At 33.0% G+C, this 20540-nt stretch carries 21 protein-coding genes; 16 read left to right on the forward strand and 5 right to left on the reverse strand.

The genetic code is table 11. The annotated features are described in order from the left end of the window. Nucleotides 1-4 precede the first annotated feature (4 nt). The 8 genes from atpH to AACL09_RS02465 all read left to right on the forward strand — a co-directional run bounded on the left by atpH (nt 5) and on the right by AACL09_RS02465 (nt 6186). A complete protein-coding gene (gene atpH, locus AACL09_RS02430; RefSeq protein WP_339048666.1) occupies nt 5-559 on the forward strand; it encodes an ATP synthase F1 subunit delta in 555 nt (184 codons plus the stop codon). Between the two features lies 1 nt (nt 560). After that, on the forward strand, nt 561-2084 hold the full coding sequence (atpA, locus tag AACL09_RS02435; RefSeq protein WP_339048668.1) for a F0F1 ATP synthase subunit alpha: 1524 nt from the start codon (nt 561-563) through the stop codon (nt 2082-2084). A 25-nt stretch (nt 2085-2109) separates the two neighbouring features. Beyond that, nucleotides 2110-2589 (forward strand): transcription elongation factor GreA, encoded by a 480-nt coding sequence (greA, locus tag AACL09_RS02440; protein ID WP_339048670.1) that lies wholly within the window; start codon nt 2110-2112, stop codon nt 2587-2589. A gap of 64 nt (nt 2590-2653) precedes the next feature. Beyond that, the gene (ribB, locus tag AACL09_RS02445; RefSeq protein ID WP_339048672.1) at nt 2654-3274 is read left to right on the forward strand and encodes a 3,4-dihydroxy-2-butanone-4-phosphate synthase; all 621 of its coding nucleotides are present in this window, start codon (nt 2654-2656) and stop codon (nt 3272-3274) included. Between the two features lie 9 nt (nt 3275-3283). Beyond that, nucleotides 3284-4300 carry a type I glyceraldehyde-3-phosphate dehydrogenase gene (gene gap / locus AACL09_RS02450; protein ID WP_339048674.1) on the forward strand — a complete coding sequence of 339 codons (1017 nt, stop codon included), beginning with the start codon at nt 3284-3286 and terminating at the stop codon, nt 4298-4300. Then, entirely contained in the window at nt 4297-5046 is a 750-nt protein-coding gene (gene tatC, locus AACL09_RS02455; RefSeq protein WP_410519812.1) for a twin-arginine translocase subunit TatC, read from the forward strand. The genes gap and tatC overlap by 4 nt, the downstream gene beginning before the upstream one ends. 108 nt (nt 5047-5154) lie before the next feature. Continuing rightward, complete coding sequence (locus AACL09_RS02460) at nt 5155-5661, forward strand: hypothetical protein (RefSeq protein ID WP_339048676.1); 507 nt, start codon at nt 5155-5157, stop codon at nt 5659-5661. 183 nt (nt 5662-5844) lie between these two features. Continuing rightward, on the forward strand, nt 5845-6186 hold the full coding sequence (locus tag AACL09_RS02465) for a hypothetical protein (protein ID WP_339048680.1): 342 nt from the start codon (nt 5845-5847) through the stop codon (nt 6184-6186). Here the strand turns inward: AACL09_RS02465 and AACL09_RS02470 are convergent. Together AACL09_RS02470 and AACL09_RS02475 are read right to left on the reverse strand one after the other, a co-directional pair. Further along, nucleotides 6119-6793, reverse strand: coding sequence for a CADD family putative folate metabolism protein (locus AACL09_RS02470; RefSeq protein ID WP_339048682.1), 675 nt, complete (start codon nt 6791-6793; stop codon nt 6119-6121). The genes AACL09_RS02465 and AACL09_RS02470 overlap by 68 nt on opposite strands. A 60-nt stretch (nt 6794-6853) precedes the next feature. Continuing rightward, nucleotides 6854-7501, reverse strand: a complete 648-nt coding sequence (locus AACL09_RS02475; protein WP_339048684.1) for a Tim44/TimA family putative adaptor protein — start codon at nt 7499-7501, stop codon at nt 6854-6856. 132 nt (nt 7502-7633) lie between these two features. On the opposite strand from AACL09_RS02475, the gene secB reads away from it, so the two are divergent. Continuing rightward, on the forward strand, nt 7634-8137 hold the full coding sequence (gene secB / locus AACL09_RS02480) for a protein-export chaperone SecB (protein ID WP_339048686.1): 504 nt from the start codon (nt 7634-7636) through the stop codon (nt 8135-8137). A 5-nt stretch (nt 8138-8142) separates the two neighbouring features. Then, nucleotides 8143-10734: an aconitate hydratase AcnA gene (acnA, locus tag AACL09_RS02485; protein ID WP_339048688.1), complete on the forward strand. Its 2592-nt coding sequence runs from the start codon at nt 8143-8145 to the stop codon at nt 10732-10734. A 24-nt stretch (nt 10735-10758) separates the two neighbouring features. On the opposite strand, the gene AACL09_RS02490 is transcribed toward acnA, so the two are convergent. Next, nucleotides 10759-11964, reverse strand: a complete 1206-nt coding sequence (locus AACL09_RS02490) for an ankyrin repeat domain-containing protein (RefSeq protein ID WP_339048690.1) — start codon at nt 11962-11964, stop codon at nt 10759-10761. Nucleotides 11965-12173: 209 nt separating this feature from the next. Further along, on the reverse strand, nt 12174-13475 hold the full coding sequence (locus tag AACL09_RS02495; protein WP_339048693.1) for an ankyrin repeat domain-containing protein: 1302 nt from the start codon (nt 13473-13475) through the stop codon (nt 12174-12176). Between the two features lie 173 nt (nt 13476-13648). On the opposite strand from AACL09_RS02495, the gene AACL09_RS02500 reads away from it, so the two are divergent. Continuing rightward, on the forward strand, nt 13649-14359 hold the full coding sequence (locus tag AACL09_RS02500) for a prepilin-type N-terminal cleavage/methylation domain-containing protein (RefSeq protein ID WP_339048695.1): 711 nt from the start codon (nt 13649-13651) through the stop codon (nt 14357-14359). Between the two features lie 139 nt (nt 14360-14498). Then, nucleotides 14499-15728 carry a phage major capsid protein gene (locus AACL09_RS02505; RefSeq protein ID WP_339048697.1) on the forward strand — a complete coding sequence of 410 codons (1230 nt, stop codon included), beginning with the start codon at nt 14499-14501 and terminating at the stop codon, nt 15726-15728. A 272-nt stretch (nt 15729-16000) separates the two neighbouring features. Here AACL09_RS02505 and AACL09_RS02510 read toward each other — a convergent pair whose 3' ends face one another. Beyond that, a complete protein-coding gene (locus tag AACL09_RS02510) occupies nt 16001-16375 on the reverse strand; it encodes a glutaredoxin domain-containing protein (protein ID WP_339048699.1) in 375 nt (124 codons plus the stop codon). Between the two features lie 71 nt (nt 16376-16446). On the opposite strand from AACL09_RS02510, the gene AACL09_RS02515 reads away from it, so the two are divergent. The 4 genes from AACL09_RS02515 to AACL09_RS02530 are packed head-to-tail and all read left to right on the forward strand — an operon-like array spanning nt 16447 to nt 20537. Further along, a complete protein-coding gene (locus AACL09_RS02515; protein ID WP_339048701.1) occupies nt 16447-17373 on the forward strand; it encodes a bifunctional riboflavin kinase/FAD synthetase in 927 nt (308 codons plus the stop codon). Further along, complete coding sequence (gene lspA, locus AACL09_RS02520; protein ID WP_339048703.1) at nt 17370-17834, forward strand: signal peptidase II; 465 nt, start codon at nt 17370-17372, stop codon at nt 17832-17834. Before AACL09_RS02515 ends, lspA begins: the two co-directional genes overlap by 4 nt. A 50-nt stretch (nt 17835-17884) precedes the next feature. Then, on the forward strand, nt 17885-19222 hold the full coding sequence (locus AACL09_RS02525; protein ID WP_339048705.1) for a pitrilysin family protein: 1338 nt from the start codon (nt 17885-17887) through the stop codon (nt 19220-19222). Next, the gene (locus AACL09_RS02530) at nt 19212-20537 is read left to right on the forward strand and encodes a pitrilysin family protein (protein WP_339048707.1); all 1326 of its coding nucleotides are present in this window, start codon (nt 19212-19214) and stop codon (nt 20535-20537) included. Before AACL09_RS02525 ends, AACL09_RS02530 begins: the two co-directional genes overlap by 11 nt. Nucleotides 20538-20540: the final 3 nt, after the last annotated feature.

Consider the following 20540-nt stretch of genomic DNA (forward strand, 5'->3'; position numbering starts at 1 on the left):
TGATATGAGAAAAAATAAGTTTGAAAAACTAATATCGTGTTATGCTTATGCTTTATTTGAATTATCAAATGAAAAGCTTGAAATTGTTGAAAAGGATATCCAGTTTTTGCTGAATTTTTTTACAAATGAAAAAGAGGTGGTTTTGTTTTTTCTAAATCCAGTTAATTCTGCTAAAGTAAAAAGTGATGTTATATCTCTTTTTAGGAATTATATCAGTAATACCTTACTAAATTTTATATTACTGATTGTTAATAATAGACGTTTTTTCTTACTAGAAACTATTTTTGAGAAGTTTTTAACTTTAGTAAAAAAATTCAAAAATAAAATTGACATTGTTGTGACATCTGCATTTTCTTTGGGTAAAAGTGACATCAAGCTCATTAGTAATTCTATGTCTAGTTTTGGTGAAATTATTAGTTTCACTAATATTGTTGATCCTTCTATTTTAGGCGGTTTTATAGTTAAGGTAGATTTTACGATTATTGATGCTTCTTTAAAAAGTTATTTAAGAAGGTTATTGGAGGTAAGTAAAGAAGCGGTTTTATTAAAGGGAGTTTAATATGAGTATAGATGGCTCTGAAATATTAAGTGTTATAAAGAAAAAGGTTGAACAATATAATGTACATATAAAATATGAGCATATTGGTGAAGTTGTTTCAGCTGCTGATGGTATAGCTATAGCTTATGGTTTAGAAAAAGCTAAATTTGGTGAAAGGATAGTTTTTGCTAATAATATAGAAGGAGTTGTTCAAGGTTTAGATGGTGATATTACCAACATAATAGCATTTGGTAACGATTGTAATATTGGGGAAAAAGATGTTGTTAAATGTACAGGGGACGTTATTAAGACTAATGTAGGCTTTGAATTATTAGGCAGAGTAGTTGATCCCTTGGGTAATCCAATTGATGGCAATGGAGTGATAAAGAGTAATATTAGAATGCCGGTAGAGTCGAAAGCTCCAGGTATAATAGAGAGAAAATCTGTCCATGAACCTCTTCAGACTGGGATTAAGATTATAGATGCATTAATTCCAATAGGTAGAGGGCAGCGCGAATTAATAATTGGTGATAGGCAAGTCGGTAAAACAACAATTGCACTAGATACAATAATTAATCAAAAAAGTATTAATCGTACAAGTAGTAATGATCAAAAAGTATATTGTATCTATGTGGCTATTGGGCAAAAGATATCTACAATTGCAAGGGTGGTAAATAAGCTTAAAGAGAGTGGAGCATTAGAATATACCACTGTTGTTGCTGCAAGTGCATCCGATCCAGCATCTCTTCAATTTTTAGCACCGTATGTTGGTTGTGCCATGGGTGAGTTTTTTCGCGATAATGGTATGCACTGTCTTATAGTTTATGATGATTTATCAAAACATGCCATTGCATATAGACAAATGTCCTTATTGCTTAGGAGACCTCCAGGACGCGAAGCATATCCTGGTGATATATTTTATATTCATTCGCGTCTTTTAGAAAGGGCTGCCAAAATGTCCGAAAAAAAAAGGTCAGGTTCTTTAACTGCACTGCCTATAGTTGAGACACAAGCTGGAGATGTTTCTGCATATATACCAACAAATGTGATCTCTATTACTGATGGGCAAATATTTCTTGAATCAGAGCTGTTTAATAAGGGTTTTCGCCCTGCAGTAAATGTTGGGCTTTCTGTATCAAGAGTTGGCTCATCTGCACAAGTAGATTCTATTAAAAAGGTTGCGGGGCCTATTAAATTAAATTTAGCACAGTACAGGGAGCTAGAAGATTTCTCTAAGTTTGGTTCTGATTTGGATTGTTATTCTCAAGCTGTGTTAGATAGAGGAAGGCGTTTAATAGAATTGTTGAAACAGAAACAATATTCGCCTATTCCAGTAGCAGAGCAAGTTGCAATTATATTTGCTGGTGTTAATGGTTATTTAGATAGTATAGATATTAAAGATATCAGTACGTTTGAATGCGATTTTATCGCACATCTACGTAATAATTATCCAGATGTTTTAGAAATCTTGTCAAAAACTATAAATAGTGATATAAAAATTAAAATGTCTGGTATTTTAGAGAAATTTATATCTAATTTTAGTTGATCTCGAATATTTATAGGTATAAGGTATGGAAACTACTAAATTCCCGATAACTAGACTCGGTCTAGAGCGTATGAAAAATGAGCTTGAAGAGCTAAAAAAAGAAAGGCCAAGTATGATTAAAGCAATTTCTGATGCTCGTGATCATGGAGATTTATCTGAAAATGCAGAGTATCATGCTGCACGTGAAAAGCAAAGTTTTATTGAAGGTCGTATAGCTTATCTAGGAGATAAGCTTTCTCATGCTGAAGTCATAGATATTGATAATTTTTTAGGGGATACTATTGCATTTGGTGCTACTGTTGAACTATGTATAGATGGCGATCCAGATAAAAAATGTATTTATACAATTGTTGGTGAGTATGAGGCTGATGTTTCAAAACAACTAATATCGGTTACATCTCCTCTAGCTAGTACTTTAATTGGTAAGAAAGTAGGAGATTCTGTTGAGGTTGAAGCTCCTAATGGTGAAAAATCATACACTGTAGTTAATATTGAATTTAAATAAGCCTTATTGACTCTTGATTTGAAGTAAGGTATTACCTAATTTATCTTATAATTTTGGTCTTATAATGGGTTCATTGGAAACTTCTCCTGTAGAAGATGTGCTAGAAGATGCATTGCAAGGGAAATTATTTATACTTGCTGATGACGAAAATAGGGAAAATGAAGGTGATTTGGTTATTTTGGCAGAGAGAGTTAATATTGAAGCTGTTACTTTCATGATAAGATATGGTAGTGGTATTGTATGTTTAGTACTAACTAATTCACATGCGAATAATTTGGGGCTTGACCTTATGCCGAGGAGAAATATCGGTAGTTATCACACAGCATTTACTACTTCTATAGATGCAAGGTATGGTATTACCACTGGAGTATCTGCTCAAGATAGGACTCATACGATACTTACTGCTATTGATAAAAACAGCACAGTGAATGATATTACAACCCCTGGCCATGTTTTTCCTCTAATTGCAAATCAAGGCGGTGTCTTAAAAAGGCGTGGTCATACGGAAGCTAGTATTGAAATAGCACGTATAATAGGGTTAGATCAATCAGCTGTAATCTGTGAGGTAATGAATCAGGAAGATGGTTCTATGATGCGATTACCTCACCTTTTAGAATTTGCTAAGGAGCATAAAATTAAATTAACGACTATTGATAAATTAGTTAAATTTATAGAAGGTTCATAATTTATAGATATGGCAGTTCGTTTGGGAATAAATGGATTAGGTAGGATAGGTAATAATATACTACGTGCTATTTATGAAATTAAAGAGTATAGAGACAAATTAAAGATTGCAGCTATTAATGGTTCTATGGAGGGGGAGAAACATGCACACTTACTAAAGTATGACTCTGTCCATGGTAAGTTTAAATACGGAGTAACGGCAGAGCAGGGTATAATTGCTATAAAGGATGATAGGTTACCTTTTTATCGTGAGCGTAATCCTGAGAATATTCCTTGGAGTAAGCATGAAGTTGATATTGTTTTGGAATGCACAGGTGCGTTTAATAAAAAAGATGAAGCGAAAAAGCATATAAAGTCTGGAGCAAAAAAGGTTATAGTTTCTGCACCAGTGACAGATGCTGATGCGACAATAATATATGGTGTAAATAACTACGCTTTAAAAAATGAGCATGAAGTAATTTCAGCTGGTTCATGTACAACAAATTGTTTGGCCCCTGTTCTGCAGGTTTTACATAATAGTATTGGTGTAAGTAATGGTTTTATGACAACTATACATGCTTATACCAATGATCAAAATGTTGTTGATGGTAGTCATGGAGATTTGCGCAGAGCGAGAGCTTGTGCACTTTCTATGATACCTACAACTACTGGAGCAGCTAAAACTATAGGTTTAATTATTCCTGAGCTGCAAGGAAAGCTAGATGGAGTAGCAATTAGAGTGCCAGTTGCTAATGTATCTTTGGTTGATTTGAAATTTACTGCAAAGAAGAGCGTAAAAGCACAAGAATTGAATGATATTTTTAAAAATGCCGCTGAAAATGAGAAACAAGGAGTGCTGGCTGTATGTGAAGAACCGTTAGTATCAATAGATTTTGTTCATGATCCACATAGTGCTACTTTGGATCTTAAGGGTACACATGTTGTTGATTCTACCTTATGTAGGGTTGCTGCATGGTATGATAATGAATGGGCCTTCTCGCTTAGAATGTTGGATATTGCCATTTTATTAGGTCAAATGCTTAAGTGAAAAAAATATCAATTTTAGAACACTTTGTAGAACTCAGAAGAAGAGTAATTTTTTCTTTTTTGGTTTTTTGTGTTATTTTCTGCTTCTGTTATTATTTTTCTGATAAGATATATGGTTTTTTACTTGTACCTTTAATAGACCTTGAAGGAAATAATAGTGAATTTTCCCTTATATATACTGACTTAACAGAAGCTTTTTTTGTTTATCTAAAAGTTGCAGTTATGTCAGCACTGCTGTTTTCTTCTCCTGTTTTTATATGGCAGTTTTATATGTTTTTAGCTCCTGGGCTTTATAAAAATGAAAAAGATATTCTATTACCATATTTGATTGCAACACCGTTGTTATTTGTTCTGGGAGCTGCTGTAGCTTACTACTACATATTTCCTTTAGCGTGGAAGTTCTTTATTGCCTTTGAAAACAGTAGCCCTACAGCAGGTACCATTCCAATAGAATTTATGCCATCGGTGAGTGAATATTTGGATCTTGTTATTCAACTAATGTTTGCATTTGGTACTGCTTTTCAGATGCCTATATTGCTTACGCTTATGACAAAAGCTGGTATAATTACTACAGAAGCTTTAGTAAGCAAGCGTAGAGTAGCAATAGTTATAATATTTATAGTTGCAGCTATTTTAACTCCACCTGATGTCTTAAGTCAAATTGGGCTAGCAATACCAATGATGATATTGTACGAAATTTCAATACTTATTTGTAGGTATATGGAAAAGGAAAAGTCAAAAAAGTAAAGACAATATTAAGATTGATGAAATCTTATACTAAAATGATATAAAGCTGCTTTGCGTTATTGATTTGCAAATTATATAGTTACTATAGCATAAAACATAGGGGGTACAATGCAAAGTAATGACTGGAGAGTTAGGCAACAAGAGTTGTTAAATCCTACAAGGGTAAGAGAAGAAAGGATGCGTGAAAGATTAGAAGCTCACGCAAGATATGATAGAGAAGCACATATTCCTGGAACTTCTGCACATAGGCAGAGAACATGTATAGATTCTGCGAGCGATGCTGTAAATAATTGTTATTGTGGGCCAAAGGATACTAAATCAGGTAAGGCTGCACGGGTGTTATGTGGGCTATCTGTAGCGTCTGTAGCAACTGGCATTTGTGGAATGGGAACAGGTGTTTTACCTTATGAAGTAGGGTATAGTTTAGGGTATGCGGGAATGGCAGGGTGTGGTATAACACCTTGTGTTGGCCATTCTGGTAAGTGTTGTAACACTGAAGCATCGCCCTCTAATGCACAAGCTGCTATACAGCTACAACCAATATCAATACAGCCAAGTTCTAGTATGCAACAAACAAGTACTGCTCCTGTAGTAGCACAAATCCACAAAAGATAATAATACTTTTTTCAGAACTTTTTTATAAGAACTCAAGATATACTAAATAGTAGCATTATATACTACTATTAGTATATAAAATCACCTAAATATTTCATATCTCTAAATTTCTAGTCTCCTAAGAGACTTTCATCAATTTCAATTTATTTCTTTAAAAATCAATCTTTATAATGGAGGATTTATATGTCAAATTTAAAATTTGATTCTGGTGTAAATTTTTTTGACCATTTTGAAACTGATCCACTGATAAATGACATCGAGAGATATCGTTCACTTTGGAAAGCAGTAATATTACAAGCAGTAACTGATTCAATTAGCAGTAATAGAAGAACAGAAATACAACTCGAAAAGAAAAAAGCAATTGAATGGCTATTTGATTTTAATCAAGATTTTGATGTTGTATGTGAGTATGCAGGCTATAAACCAGTTTACGTTCGAGGTAAGGCAAGATCCATAATTAAAGAGAAACTGAGTAAGTTAGCGTGCGGCTATCAATACCATCAAGAAAATTCCACAGTAATTTAGCTCCAGTTGTTGCTCCTTCATAAGCTTCATTTTTTTGCTTTTCATCTAATTCATCAATTAAACTCGCACATTCTTCTGAATGCCATTCATCAGCTGTAATATGAACCTCAAAAAACTTTAGGCAATCTTTCATATTATCTACCTTATAGTATTTCTCTAGCCCCTCAATCTTTGATTTTGCAACTTCTGGTACTTGTCGTTCATATGCGTATAGGGCGCCTAACCCTTTAGCATAAGAATCTCTAGATAACTTGTGATAACCATTAACAAGATTACTGGTACCGTCGAGCCAAGTGGAATTTAACACTGATTCTCTTATAGCACCAATGCTTTCAGCAAAACGCATCCACAGCTCAGGATGATTTTCTTCTCCTCTTTCTTCTTCTATTAAATTTTCAAGTAATACCTGCCTAGACTTTAAATTACTGCATTGAGAGTGAATTGCACTGATATAACAAGGAAAAGCTTGAACATGATGATAATACTGCTGAGCATATTTTTGTAGGGTTGAAAAAGACAGCTTACCCATGCTCCATTGTTCATAGAATGGATGGTTAAGCAAATTGTATTTAGCAAGTTCATTATTAAGGTTGTCAATAAAACTCATGGGTAAAACTTTTAATTATATTAATAAATAATATCTGATTTTAAAAAATATTCAACAAGATTAAGAAATAGAATAATTGATAGAAGTTAAAAGCCATTTCGGTTTTGATGATGTTATGTTCTTTTTAAATTGCCATGTATCCTCAACTTTATTAATTTTTGATATGCTGCCAGAGATGAGCTCACCTGATTGATTTTTAGCATAGTTAATTTGCTCAGAAAGGAAATTTACTGCAATGAAAGCTGTATTTTTTACCAATTTAACTTCTATAATTTTTTGTGACTTTATCGACACAATAGTTGATTCATGAATTTCACTCAATTCTTTATGCTTTTTGATTTCCTGCTCAAATAAAGAATATAGATTGCTGTCAAGTAGGGATTTCAGTTGTTCTAAATTGCCTATATTAAACGCTTTTATGATTAAATCAAAAGCTGTAGATGCACCTCTCATGAAACTTTTAACAGAGAAGTTTTTATCTTTGCTTTTTATGGCAGTAATACCAGCCTTTATTAAATCACCATTGTTTTGATCAATATAATCAGTTATATTTTCATCTTTACTCTCTTCATCTTCTATTTTAGCATGATTGTCTATAACATTGCTATGCTGATTTTTAAAACCTAAAATAGGTGCTTTTCCTAGGGAATGATATAACCTTGAAAAAATGAAAACAGCAATAAGCGCATATACTGCTAGCTCTATCATAAATGCTAACCTTTGTGTAATTTCATAATTATATCGTAATAAATGTACATTAATCAATTACTATTAAATTAATTTGTTATTTAAAATATAAGTGTAATATACTTAGCTTAAGAATAATTAAATTAGGAGATTATGATAGAAAGAAAGTTAAAAGTCAAAGGTCAGTATATTAAAGACTTTTCATTTGAAAATCCAAATTCTCCAGCTGTGTTTCAACTTTTAAGTAAATCAGCACCTGATGTTAAGGTAGTGGTAAATATTAGTTCTGCTAAATTAAAAGCAAAAGAAGAGAGTGAAGAAAATGATGAAGAAAAGTCTTTTCATGAAGTGACATTGCATGTTGACATAAAAGCAACTGCTAAAGCAGATACTGACGAAATTGACGTTTTTCGCTGTGAAATAAAGCACTGTGGTGTGTTTCTATTTGAAAATCAAATTGACGAAGAAGAGCTAAAGAGGACATTACTGATAGAAGCTCCTAGTTTCCTTTTTCCTTTTGCTAGAGAAATAATAGCAAGAGTAGTAGGAAGCGGTGGTTTTTCTCCTATAATGCTTGATCCAATAGATTTTTTTGCTATGTATGAGCAACAATCCCAAAATGTAAACCAACGTCCTAATAGTAGGACTCATGGTTAACTTTTATGAACAGTGGAAACTCTTTAAACACTAAGTTATCATTAAATATAGCGAATAAATCATATCAATACTGCAGTTTAAAAGCTGCTGGGGATTTTTTTGGTATAGATATAAACAAATTGCCGTGCGCGCTAAAGGTGCTGCTTGAGAATTTGCTACGTAATGAAGATGGAATAAGTGTTACACGGGGTGATATAAAAGAGCTGTTGAATTGTGTAAATGGTCATAGGAAACATGAAATTAATTATAGGCCAGCAAGAGTGTTAATGCAGGATTTTACAGGAGTGCCAGCAGTTGTTGATTTGGCCTCAATGCGCAGCTATATGTATAAGGGAGGTAAAAGGCCTGAGGTGATAAATCCTCAAATACCTGTAGACTTAGTTATTGATCATTCTGTGCAAGTAGATAGATTTGGTGATAACTTATCATTTGAAGCAAATGTTGCACTTGAAATAAAGAGGAATTTAGAAAGGTATAAATTTTTAAAATGGGGCCAATTAGCATTTAAGAATTTCCGTGTAGTTCCACCTGGAGCTGGTATATGCCATCAGGTTAATCTTGAGTATTTAGCACAGGTTGTTTGCATAAAGGATGATGTGATATATCCTGATACGCTGATAGGAACAGATAGCCATACTACAATGATCAATGCCCTCTCAGTGCTCGGTTGGGGTGTGGGTGGGATAGAGGCAGAAGCTGCAATGCTTGGCCAAGCGATAACTATGTTGATTCCAGAAGTTGTGGGATTTAAGTTGATAGGTAAATTACCTGAAGGAACAACTGCTACAGATTTGGTGCTTACAATTACTCATATACTCAGAAATAAAGGAGTTGTAGGGAAATTTGTAGAGTTTTATGGTAGTGGGCTAGATAATTTATCTATTGCAGATAGAGCCACAATTGCCAATATGGCACCTGAATATGGAGCAACTTGTGGATTCTTTCCTATTGATCAAAAAACTTTGGATTATTTATATTTAACTGGGCGATCTTCAGAGCTAATAGAAATAGTAAAAGTATATGCTAAAGAACAGGGTTTATGGCGTACAAACAATGAGCCTCTTTTTACCGATAGAATGGAGCTTGATCTTTCTCAAATTGAGCCAGTTATGGCAGGGCCAAAAAGACCGCAGGATAAAATCTTTTTATCGCAGGTTGCAAAATCTTTTACTGATCTAATTAAATTAGAAGGGGCAAATAAGGAGGAAGGAGCGCTTAAAAATGGTGATGTAGTAATTGCAGCAATAACAAGTTGTACAAATACTTCAAATCCAAGTGTTATGATTGCTGCAGGTCTTGTGGCACGTAATGCTCAGAAGCTTGGGCTTAAGTCTAAACCATGGGTTAAGACGTCACTTGCCCCAGGATCTAAAGTTGTAACAGAATACTTACAAAAATCTGGTTTGCAAGATAGTTTAAATGCTTTGGGATTCTATTTAGTTGGTTATGGCTGTACAACGTGTATAGGTAATTCTGGGCCGCTGGATGATAATATTGAAGCAGAGATAAAAAACAATAATTTAACAGTTGCGGCAGTACTATCTGGAAATCGTAATTTTGAAGGGAGAATTCATCCTTTGGTTAAGGCTAATTATCTTGCATCTCCGCCACTCGTTGTAGCATATGCACTTGCAGGTACAGTTAATGTTGATCTTGCCAAAGATCCAATATGCAAAAATGAGAAAGGAGAGGACGTTTATTTAAAAGATATATGGCCAACAAATGAGGAAATAGAAAGCATAATAAGTGAAATTATTACACGTGATATGTTTATTCAAAAGTATAAGGATATTTTCTCTGGAGATAAACATTGGCAGCAAATAAAAACTGAGCAGAGCGTTGTTTATAATTGGGATGAGAAGAGTACTTATATACAAGATCCCCCTTACTTTGAGAATTTTCATTCAAAACAAAATATAGAAATTGAAAATGCTAAGATACTTGCAATTTTTGGGGATAGTGTAACTACAGATCATATCTCTCCTGCAGGGAATATCGCTATAAATACTCCAGCAGCGAACTATATGCGAGAGCATGGAGTTAATCCACAAGACTTCAATTCTTATGGTGCACGCCGGGGTAATCATAATGTGATGATGCGTAGTACTTTTGCTAACATTAGAATACGTAACGAAATGGTAAGTAGGGAAGGGGGGTACACTAAGTATTCTGAAGAGGAGATATCAATTTTTGATGCAGCTATGCTCTACAAAAAAGATAATATTCCTTTAGTTGTAATCGCAGGAAAAGAGTATGGAACTGGGTCAAGTAGAGACTGGGCAGCAAAAGGTACATCGCTTCTTGGAGTGAAGGCAGTGATTGCTGAAAGTTTTGAGCGTATACATAGATCAAACTTAGTTGGTATGGGTGTGCTGCCGCTAATATTTTGCAATCAAGTAAATAGAAAAATATTTGATGGCAATGAGATAGTGAGTATAAAAGGAGAGTTGAAACCTCGTGGTGAGGTTGATTGTACTATTAAAAAACAAGATGATACTCTACAAAATATAAAACTGAAATGTTGTATTGAAACTGCAGCTGAAGTTGAATATTTCAAAAGTGGTGGAGTACTGCATTATGTTCTATTGAATATATAAAAATTGAATTTGATAAAAAAATTACTAAAACCTTCTCCTCTTACTATCTACAGCATATGACCCTGATGGACTAAATGAGTCTATGCTTGATCTTGTAGATTCAGAAGTAATCGATCTAGGTGGGCTTATATTTCTACGTCGAGATGCTGCAGAAATACTAGATCCAGGTGAGCTTATATCCTCATATTGAGATATTTCAGAAATAGTGGATCTGGATGAGGAATCAATATTTAATGCTTCTTGGAATTGGTTTGTAAAAGATCCAGAAAGGCTAGATCTAAGTGAATCTAGATCTAGTATACTAGGTTGAAGCATTTTAGAAGTACTAGGTACTGATAAATCGTGGTAAAGCTGCTTATCATACGTAGGCCCTAAATCAGAAAGAATAGGTATCAAAGGAGCAGTACGGGATTCACCTTTTAATACTTGATATTTTACTTGTAAATGATTATTGTATGGGTCATGGTTAGGTAAGTGTTCATCTAATTCATTTCTAGATTCCATTAACATAGATACATTAGTGAATAAAAAAGATAACACATCTTGTGAAGCAAAATCGAAAAACCATTCCCCGTATTTATTTTTTAGATTTAGATCAGCCTTATGAGCTAATAATAGCATTACTACGTCTTGCCACTTGTCACGAGCTGCCATTATCAATGGGGTATCCTCGTTAGTATCTTCGCGTATATTAATATCAACATACTTATATTCTATTAGTAACTTTACTATATCCCTTCGTCCTTTTAGCACTGCTAAATGCAATGGTGCCAGTCCAGCATAATCTTTCTGATTAACAGTATCTTCTGTTAATAATGCTTTGATTATATCTAAGCTACACCTTGCTTGAATTGCTCTGTGAATAGGAAGAGCATTATGACTACGAGTGGTAAGTTTTGCACCCTGCTTTATTAAAAGCTTAACCATAGCCAGTTGTTCCTCTTTTGATACTTTCTTATATGGGTTGTTTTTTGATACTATTTTACTTAGTATTGTATCTCCAAGTTTATCCTTTGTTTCAAGATCAGCACCAAGTTCAGCTAATTTTTCAACCATTGATAAATGGTTATACAGAGCAGCTAAAAAAATAGGTGTTTGCCCATGATCATCTTGTGTGTTGATATCAAGGCCTAAACCTAATATTGTAATTGTTTTTTCTATGCTATTGCTACGAACTAATCCAAAGAGAATTCTGTTTAATGTTTCCAGTGTTTCTTCTGAGCCAATCATTTTTCCCCCTTTGCTTGATCTCTGAAATGTTAAGCAATATATTACATACTAAATATAGTATTTTAATCAATATATAAAATTAAAATACTGAGTGAAACTGCAGTTGAAATTTTAAAAGTGGTGGAGTACTACATTATGTTTTATGTAAAATAAGCTGTTTTAAATTACTTAAAAATGTAACTTATCTTTATAATTTGATAAAAAAATTACTATAGGAGAGTGTATGAAAACCTTCTTCTTTTAGTGTCTACAGCATGTGATCCTGATGGGCTAAATGAGTCTATACTTGATCTTGTAGATTCAGAGATATTAGATATAGGTGGACTTATATTTCTACGTCGAGATGCTGCAGAAATACCAGATCCAGGCGAGCTTGTATACTCATATTGTGATATTCCAGAAATACTATATCCAGGTGAGATTATACCCTCAGATTGAGATATTTCAGAAATAGTAGATCTGGATGAGGAGTCAATATTTAATGCTCCTTGGAATTGGTTTGTAAAAGATCCAGACAAACTTGATTTTTGTGAACCTAAAATTGCTGATGTGCTATGCTCAGATGCTGGTGGACTGACATCCAACATTCTGGATTGAGATATTGCGTAGACACTAGGTATTAATAAATCAGGATGAGGCAATATATTGTGTATAGATTTTAAATCAGAAAGAATAGACCTGGTAGATTGAGGCTTATTCTCTAGTACTTGACGCTTAACAGGTGAATGATTATTAGAAGGGGAGGGTTGTGCAATCGATTTATTTTCAAACTCCGTGTCTGTGGATAATGGACGCATAACATCCAATGCAAGTGACTTCATTTCTTCTGAATTTGCAAGATCAAAAAATGTTTGTCCATATACGTTTTTTTGATTAGGATCAGCACCATTAACTAACAGTGGTATTGCTAAATCTGCATAATCTTTACTTACTGCTAACATCAATGGAGTGTTCTGCTCACCATCTTCTTGTGTATCAATATCAGCACCATGTTTTATCAGTAGCTCAGCTATGTCAGCTCGTCGTGTCAACACTGCTAAGTGTAATGGTGTGCGCCCAGGACAATTTTTTTCATTGATAGTTTCTTTTGTTAGCAGTATTTTTATTATATTCAAACTACACCTTGCTTGAATTGCTCTATGAATAGGAAGAGCATTATGACTACGAGTGGTAAGTTTTGCACCCTGCTTTATTAAAAGCTTAACCATAGCCAATTGTTCCTCTTTTGATATTTTCTTATATAGGTTGTTTTTTGATACTATTTTACTTAGTATTGTATCTTCAAGCTTATCCTTTGTTTCAAGATCAGCCCCAAGTTCAGCTAATTTTTCGACCATTAGTAAATTGTTGTGCAGAGCAGCTAAAAAAATAGGTGTTTGCCCACGATCATCTTGTGTATTGATATCAAGGCCCAAACCTAATATTGTAATTGTTTTTTCTATGCTATTGCTATGAACTAATCCAAAGAGAATTCTGTTTAATGTTTCCAGTGTTTCTTTTGAGCCAATCACTTCTCCCCTACTTCTCTGAAATGTTAAGCAATATATTATATACTAAATATAGTATTTTAATCAATTTTTTGAAAGGCTTTAATTAAATCTAATTGTATTTATTAACCTTAAAGATATGAAAGTATGTTGCTTTATTTTTTAAAATATGTTTCAAGTGATATTTAGGTTGTAAGGTGAAGAAAGATGGTTTTACGTTAATTGAAATTTCTGTGGTTCTATTAATTAGTGGACTTTTGTTTTTTACAGTAATGAAAGGTTCATCTTTGATTGAATACGCTCGTCTTCATAGACTTATGCAAGATATGTGGAAAGTATGGTCAGATGTTAATTTCTTTTATACGGAATATCATTATTACCCCGGAGACATGCCCAATGCTTCGGATTTTTTTGATTCAAGTAAATGTGGAGGAATAAGGAAAATTAATGGTAATGGTGATGGTCGTATTGAATTCAAAGACCGCAGGGATGGTGGTATAGAATCATATTTAGCTTGGTGTCATTTAAGTCAAGCTGAGCTTGGGTATCAATCTGGTGGTGGGCCTGATTCAATCTCAGCTATGCCAATTCTTGGGGTCGATATCCCCACTTCTAAAATTAAGGGTAGTGGGTTTTTTCTAAATTATGGAGTGCATGGATTTAAGGGAAGTAATGTACTTGTTATTGGTGCTCCAAGAGAAAATATGGAAAAGGAATTAAATGTTGGCCCTATTTTAACAGCAAAACAAGCATACCTTATAGATAAAAAAATGGATGATGGTAACCCAACTACAGGGAAAATTAGGGGAATTAATACAAAAGACAGTAAAGAACCATGCTTTACAGGTGATGCATATAATATCAAAAGCAAAGAGGTAAATTGTGCACTTGTTATGGAGCTTGAGTAAGTGTTTGACATAAGTCGAACAAGTAATTTATCATGCGAAAGGATTGTTCTTTTAAAAACACTTCAGTCTAATCAAAAATTTCAAACCATAATTAAACATTAGGCTTTTTCTGAAAATTTTAATTTATAGGAGGTTACTTATGTCACTTACTGATATTGCCTGTCGTATTAATGATCTTGCTTCATCATGGGAGCAATTTAAACTAATTAATGAGCGTAGACTTAAAGAAATAGAAAGCAAAGGTCACGCAGAATCTGCAACTACTGAGCAGCTAAATAAAATTAGTGGTGCAATTGATGATTATAAAGAGAGAATAGAAACATTAGAAACGGCTATGCAGAGGCCAGAAATAAACGGAAAATTTGAGGATAATTGTTTTCAGAATAAAGCTTTTTCTGAATATTTGCGTAAGGGTACAGCAGATAATTTAATGAAATATGAGCAAAAAGCTTTAACTTCTACTGGACCAGAAGGAGGGTATTTAATCATAAAAGAAATATCAAAGCGTATACATCAAAATATCATAGATATTTCTCCTATGCGTCAGCTTTGTTCTAGCGAAGAAATATCAACTGAAAGTATAGAATATATAATTGAAGGTGATGATAAAACCTTTGTTGGTTGGCACGAAGAAAGTGAAGAAATATCAGAAGATCAAAATACGCAAAAATTTAAAAATATAAAGATTACAACTTATGAGCTGTATGCCCAACCACAAATTACTCAAAAGCTGCTTGATGATGCATTCGTTAACATTGAAGCATGGCTGGTAGATAAACTAGTTGAAGCTTTTAGTGCAAAAGAAAATGAAGCTTTCATCAAAGGAGATGGAAAAACACAACCTCAAGGAATATTGTCCTATAAAAACAGTAAAAGGCAAGGGGAAGTAGAACAAATAGAGTCTAAAGAATTAAATAGTGATGCAGTAATCAAACTATATTATTCATTAAATGAATATTATGCTAAAAATGCATCGTTTTTGATGAATAGAAGTGTATTACAAGAAGTGAGATTGTTAAAACTGGAGCAATCAAGTCAATACTTATGGCAACCAGGGTTATCTTTGGGAGCAAAAGATACAATAATGGGAATTCCGGTCTACCAAGTAGCTGAGATGCCGGCAGGGCTTGCCTCTAGCGCTCGGGACGCTAAGTCAAAGCTTCCAAGTGGCATAGAAGAATCGCATAAAGTGATAGCTATCGCAAATTTTAAACAGGCATATAAAATAGTAGATCATAGAGGAATGAAAATTTTAAGAGATCCATTCACCAGCAAAGGATTTGTAAAGCTTTATACCACTAAACGATTAGGTGGAGGGTTAGTTAACACCAATGCAATCAAGTTGCTAAAAATCGTAAAAACCTTATAAAAACTATATATTTTTATTAACATATTAAACTTTTCTTGATTCTTTCGTCAGACCAGTTAATTAACGGAAAATATATTTGCCACTTTTTCATAACTTATTGCCCTCTGCCAAATTTGATACCTATTTCCTCACTTTCGCAGGGGGTCTTAAGAAAGCTGGATAGAAATTGTATTTATCTTGATTTATTACAGCCTTATAGGTAATCTTATACAATATCAAAAGTAGTGTCTTTTAGGTAGAAAAATATTCTCCCTAAAACAATTTAAATTTTATTATAATATATCGTCATAGTTAGTACGTAATACTATATCTAACGCATCAAGTTGATCCATATCATTTTCATAAATATCTGCCATGTAAAAAGAATAATCTTGTAACATTTTATCTAATTTATTCTCCGCATTAAGTTTCTCTAAATCACCATAGCCACCAATATGTTCATCACCAATGAATATTTGAGGGACTGTTGCAGCATTGTTAGACTTCGTTTTCATCTCATTTAACAGATCATAATTAATTTCGCCATTTTTTGTTCTTATAATAAACTCCTGATATTGTATTTGCTTTTCATCAAGCAATGCTTTTGCTTTTATGCACCAACGGCATCCTTCTATTGTATAAATCACAACTGGTTTTGTATGTGCCATAAATCACTCTCCATTTTACTTTTGGTTTGATTATAAGTATCTTTTATTAAAATTCACCTAATTGAACTAGCATGGAAGTTGTTTATGATTATAAAGAATATAAAGGTAGAGAAGTTGCTTTAGCGTTTGGCAATTTTGATGGAGTCCATCTAGGTCACAGTCATGTTATATCCGCTGTTAAAAGTTTATCTGTAGAAAAAGGCATTCCTTCTGCTGTACTCACTTTTGAACCTCATCCTGCATCTATTCTATTCAATAAAAAAGATTTTAGACTAACAGATGTAAAGCAGAAAATAGAGTTTATAAAAAATCATAGTATAGATTACCTATATATTATAAATTTTGATCAAAATTTTGCAAAAATGACCCCAGAGTGCTTCATTCAGGAAGTACTAGTTAATAATTACCAAGCTAAATATATAGTAACAGGTTATGAATGTGTTTTTGGTTATAAGCGTTTGGGCAACTTAAAATTGATTAAAGACTTTGCGGCAATCTGTGATTATAAGATTGTAGAGCTTAACTCACTGGCTATAGAAGATAATACTGTTTGTTCTTCATCTTTAATTAGAGAGTGCTTAACTTGCGGCAACACAGAATTTGCAAATAAATTACTTGGCAGGCCATATTGCATGAGCGGTACTGTGGTAAGAGGAGTGGGTAGAGGTAAAAAAATTGGTTTTCCGACTATAAACTTAAATATTGATGATGATGTGGTTAAGCCAAAATTTGGTGTTTACTTTGCTAAAGTAGTACAAAATAATAATCATTTTTATGGGTTAGTAAACATTGGAGTCAGACCAACCTTTGAAGATTTTAAAAAACCAATACTTGAGATGTATATATTTGACTTTAATTATAACTTATACGATCATTTGGTAAAAATAGAATTTTTAAGATTCTTGCGTCCAGAAAAGAAATTTTCTGATGCTGAAGAACTTATAGCACAGATACGTTCTGACGTAATAGAAGCACGCAAATTAAAGGATTGTTTATGAGAATGTTTTACCCCTTAATTATATCTATCATTGTACTTATTGATCAGATAAGTAAATTATTGATTAGGTTGCTGATTGCAAGCAAAGGTACAATTAAGATCTGTAGCTTTTTAAAATTCATAGAGATCTGGAATTCTGGAATTAGTTTTGGCTTATTTGATGATTTGCCAAGGAATAATATTATTTTTTCATTATCTTCAATTATTATCACCTGTATATTTACTTATGTTTTATACAAAACACGTAGTAAGCTAGTTCGCTTTAATTTTAGCCTGATAATTGGCGGTGCTATGGGAAATCTTATTGATAGAATATACTGGGGTGCAGTTTATGATTTTATAGATATAAAAATCATAAAATGGCATTGGCCAACTTTTAACCTCGCAGATACTTTTATAGTTATAGGGATGCTCTTATTGATCTTTAAGTGGTATGTTTATGATTTAATCAAAAAAGCGTAATAAAAACTATTGCATCTTTATTTTATATCAAGTATTAAATATTTAATCATATGTTGATTCTAAACATGATATATAAACTGTTTATCCTCCTCTCATTTTTTATAATTAGTCAATCAGCTTTTGCACTTGATGCGAGAATCAGTCACGAAGAATTGGAAAATGGTATGGAGGTTTATATTATACCAAATCATAGAATTCCAGCAGTAATGCACATGATTTGGTATAAGGTTGGAGGAGCTGATGATCCAGTTGGCAAGTCGGGGCTTGCTCATTACTTAGAACACTTAATGTTTAAAGGTACTAAAAAATTTAAAGATGTATCTGCCACTATAGGGGAGATAGGTGGTCAATTTAATGCTGGAACCTCTGCTGATTTTACTGTGTATTACGAGCTAGTGCAAAAAAGGGACTTGAGTTTAGCTATGGAAATTGAAGCAGATAGAATGCGTAATTTAAATATAACAGATGAAGCAGCAGAGAAGGAACGTAATATTGTACTGGAAGAAAGGAAAATGAGGATAGATAATTCCCCTAGAGCAATACTTAGAGAAGAAATGGAAAGAGCGTTTTACAGAAGTAATTATGGTAGGCCAGTTGCTGGCTTAGAAAATGAAATTAATTCTTTAAATAAAAGTGATGCTTTAAGTTTTTACAATAAATATTATTATCCAAACAATGCAATACTTGTAGTTGTTGGTGACGTTGATACCAACAAGGTATTAAGTCTAGCAAAAGAACATTATGGATCTGTAGAATCTGGCCCAGTAGCTAAGCGTTTCCCTGGATCTGAACCAGAGCATAATGCCAACATAGCTGTCACTTTAGATAGTGATGGAGTACAGGAGCCTGAGTTATTTGTATGGTATAAAGTTCCAAGCAAGGTAACTGGAAAGAACTATCTAAAAATTAGTTTAATAGCTGACATTTTGGGTGGAGGAATGTCTAGCAAGTTATATGAGGACTTAGTTTTAAACAAAAATTTAGCAGTTAGCATTAGTGTGGATTATGATGAAATGGTGTATAATGACAGTGCTATAAAAGTTTCAATATTACCCAAAAGTGGAGTACAGATACAAGAAATAGAAAATGCATTAAATGAAGCTATTGCTAATTTTATTAATAAAGGTATATCTGATGAAGAATTGCAAAGTGCAAAATATAGGTATAAAGCTAACAAAATTTATGATTTGGACGATTTAACATCTATAGCTTATTTTTATGGTAGTAATTTAGTCTTGGGTATTCCAATCGAAAATATAGATATAACTTATAAGGAATTTGATAATATTAGTGTGGATGAGATAAACCCAGAGATTAGTTCTATTTTTACTAAAGCTAAATTGGTTGGTTATTTACTTCCTAAAGAGGGTGAAAGTAATGCACAATAAACTACTACTATTTCTTTTACTATTTTTTTGTACAGCATTTCATGCTGGCGATGTGAACATTAAAGTAGAAGAAATTACTACCAATAATAATTTTAAGTTTTTATTTGTGGAAAATCATGATTTACCAGTTGTGTCTTTAGATATTACATTTAAAAACTCTGGTTATGCATATGATGACCAGGAAAAGCAAGGGCTTGCTGCTTTTACTTCTGCATTTCTTCACGAGGGTGCAGGTAATAGTAATGCTTTAGAATTTGCAAGAAAGCTTGAAAATAAGGGCATTAAATTATCCTCTAATGTCAGTAAAGAATATTTTCATGTCTATTTAAAAACTTTATCCGAAAACTTGCCTGATGCGATATTTTTACTTAGTGATTATTTACTAAGACCCAATTTTGATGACAATGGTTTTAACAGGGCAAAAGAAATGCAGACTGTCCTAATCAAAAAGCTTGATAATGATCCTCAGTTTGTAGCAAAAAGTGGATTAAGGAAGTTACTGTTTGGTAAGCATCCTTATGCAAATGCTGAATACGGGTCGCTTGATACTATCAAAAATATTACGCAAGATGATGTTCTGCAGTATGTAAAAAGAAATTTTAATCAAGAGAAAATGGTAATTAGCGTTGTAGGCTCTGCAAGCTCGCAAGAGCTAAGTGAGTTGATTGACAATTATTTATTACAGTTACCTACTAAAGCAGAGAAATCAGTACATAGGGTTGAAAACGCTAACCTTAATTTGGGCAAGAATGGTCATGCTTTTATGGATATCCCACAAAGTGTAGTGTTCTTTGGACAAGAAGGAATTGCTATAGATGACCCTAATTACTATAAGGTTTATCTTTTAAACTATGCTCTTGGTGGTATGAGCTTAAATTCCGTGTTAATGCATGAATTACGTGACAAACTAGGAATTACATATCATATTAGCACTTTTCTTGATACCAACGAGCATAGCAACATTTTAAGTGGTGTTTTATATACTGATAATTCTACAGCTGCTCAAGCTATATCGGCTATAAAACAAGTTTTTAACGAAATTAAAGAAAAAGGAATAAATAGTCAACTGTTTGAAGATGCAAGAATTAATATCATTAATTCGTTTATTTTTTCATTATCAAATAATGATAACATAATTCACTATTTAACGAAAATGCAGCTGCATAACTTTAATGTAGATTATATCGACAATTATATAAATAATTTTGAAAAAACTACATTAAAAGATGTAAACAATATCTTATATTCTTCACTGTCTGCTGACAATTTATCGTTCTTTGAAGTAAGTAAAAAGAATAGTTTTATAAGCAATTGATTT

It is taken from the genome of Candidatus Mesenet endosymbiont of Phosphuga atrata (assembly GCF_964020175.1).
Classification (GTDB): Bacteria; Pseudomonadota; Alphaproteobacteria; order Rickettsiales; family Anaplasmataceae; genus Mesenet.

What these genes read in the sequence shown, in the direction of transcription:
- secB (WP_339048686.1), top strand. Translation starts at nt 7,634, where the DNA reads ATGATAGAAAGAAAGTTAAAAGTCAAAGGTCAGTATATTAAAGACTTT.
- atpH (WP_339048666.1), top strand. Translation starts at nt 5, where the DNA reads ATGAGAAAAAATAAGTTTGAAAAACTAATATCGTGTTATGCTTATGCT.
- AACL09_RS02515 (WP_339048701.1), top strand. Translation starts at nt 16,447, where the DNA reads ATGGAAGTTGTTTATGATTATAAAGAATATAAAGGTAGAGAAGTTGCT.
- AACL09_RS02470 (WP_339048682.1), bottom strand. Translation starts at nt 6,793, where the DNA reads ATGAGTTTTATTGACAACCTTAATAATGAACTTGCTAAATACAATTTG.
- greA (WP_339048670.1), top strand. Translation starts at nt 2,110, where the DNA reads ATGGAAACTACTAAATTCCCGATAACTAGACTCGGTCTAGAGCGTATG.
- lspA (WP_339048703.1), top strand. Translation starts at nt 17,370, where the DNA reads ATGAGAATGTTTTACCCCTTAATTATATCTATCATTGTACTTATTGAT.
- AACL09_RS02490 (WP_339048690.1), bottom strand. Translation starts at nt 11,964, where the DNA reads ATGATTGGCTCAGAAGAAACACTGGAAACATTAAACAGAATTCTCTTT.
- ribB (WP_339048672.1), top strand. Translation starts at nt 2,654, where the DNA reads ATGGGTTCATTGGAAACTTCTCCTGTAGAAGATGTGCTAGAAGATGCA.
- AACL09_RS02505 (WP_339048697.1), top strand. Translation starts at nt 14,499, where the DNA reads ATGTCACTTACTGATATTGCCTGTCGTATTAATGATCTTGCTTCATCA.
- atpA (WP_339048668.1), top strand. Translation starts at nt 561, where the DNA reads ATGAGTATAGATGGCTCTGAAATATTAAGTGTTATAAAGAAAAAGGTT.
- AACL09_RS02530 (WP_339048707.1), top strand. Translation starts at nt 19,212, where the DNA reads ATGCACAATAAACTACTACTATTTCTTTTACTATTTTTTTGTACAGCA.
- acnA (WP_339048688.1), top strand. Translation starts at nt 8,143, where the DNA reads ATGAACAGTGGAAACTCTTTAAACACTAAGTTATCATTAAATATAGCG.
- AACL09_RS02465 (WP_339048680.1), top strand. Translation starts at nt 5,845, where the DNA reads ATGTCAAATTTAAAATTTGATTCTGGTGTAAATTTTTTTGACCATTTT.
- AACL09_RS02525 (WP_339048705.1), top strand. Translation starts at nt 17,885, where the DNA reads ATGTTGATTCTAAACATGATATATAAACTGTTTATCCTCCTCTCATTT.
- gap (WP_339048674.1), top strand. Translation starts at nt 3,284, where the DNA reads ATGGCAGTTCGTTTGGGAATAAATGGATTAGGTAGGATAGGTAATAAT.
- AACL09_RS02475 (WP_339048684.1), bottom strand. Translation starts at nt 7,501, where the DNA reads ATGATAGAGCTAGCAGTATATGCGCTTATTGCTGTTTTCATTTTTTCA.
- AACL09_RS02510 (WP_339048699.1), bottom strand. Translation starts at nt 16,375, where the DNA reads ATGGCACATACAAAACCAGTTGTGATTTATACAATAGAAGGATGCCGT.
- AACL09_RS02460 (WP_339048676.1), top strand. Translation starts at nt 5,155, where the DNA reads ATGCAAAGTAATGACTGGAGAGTTAGGCAACAAGAGTTGTTAAATCCT.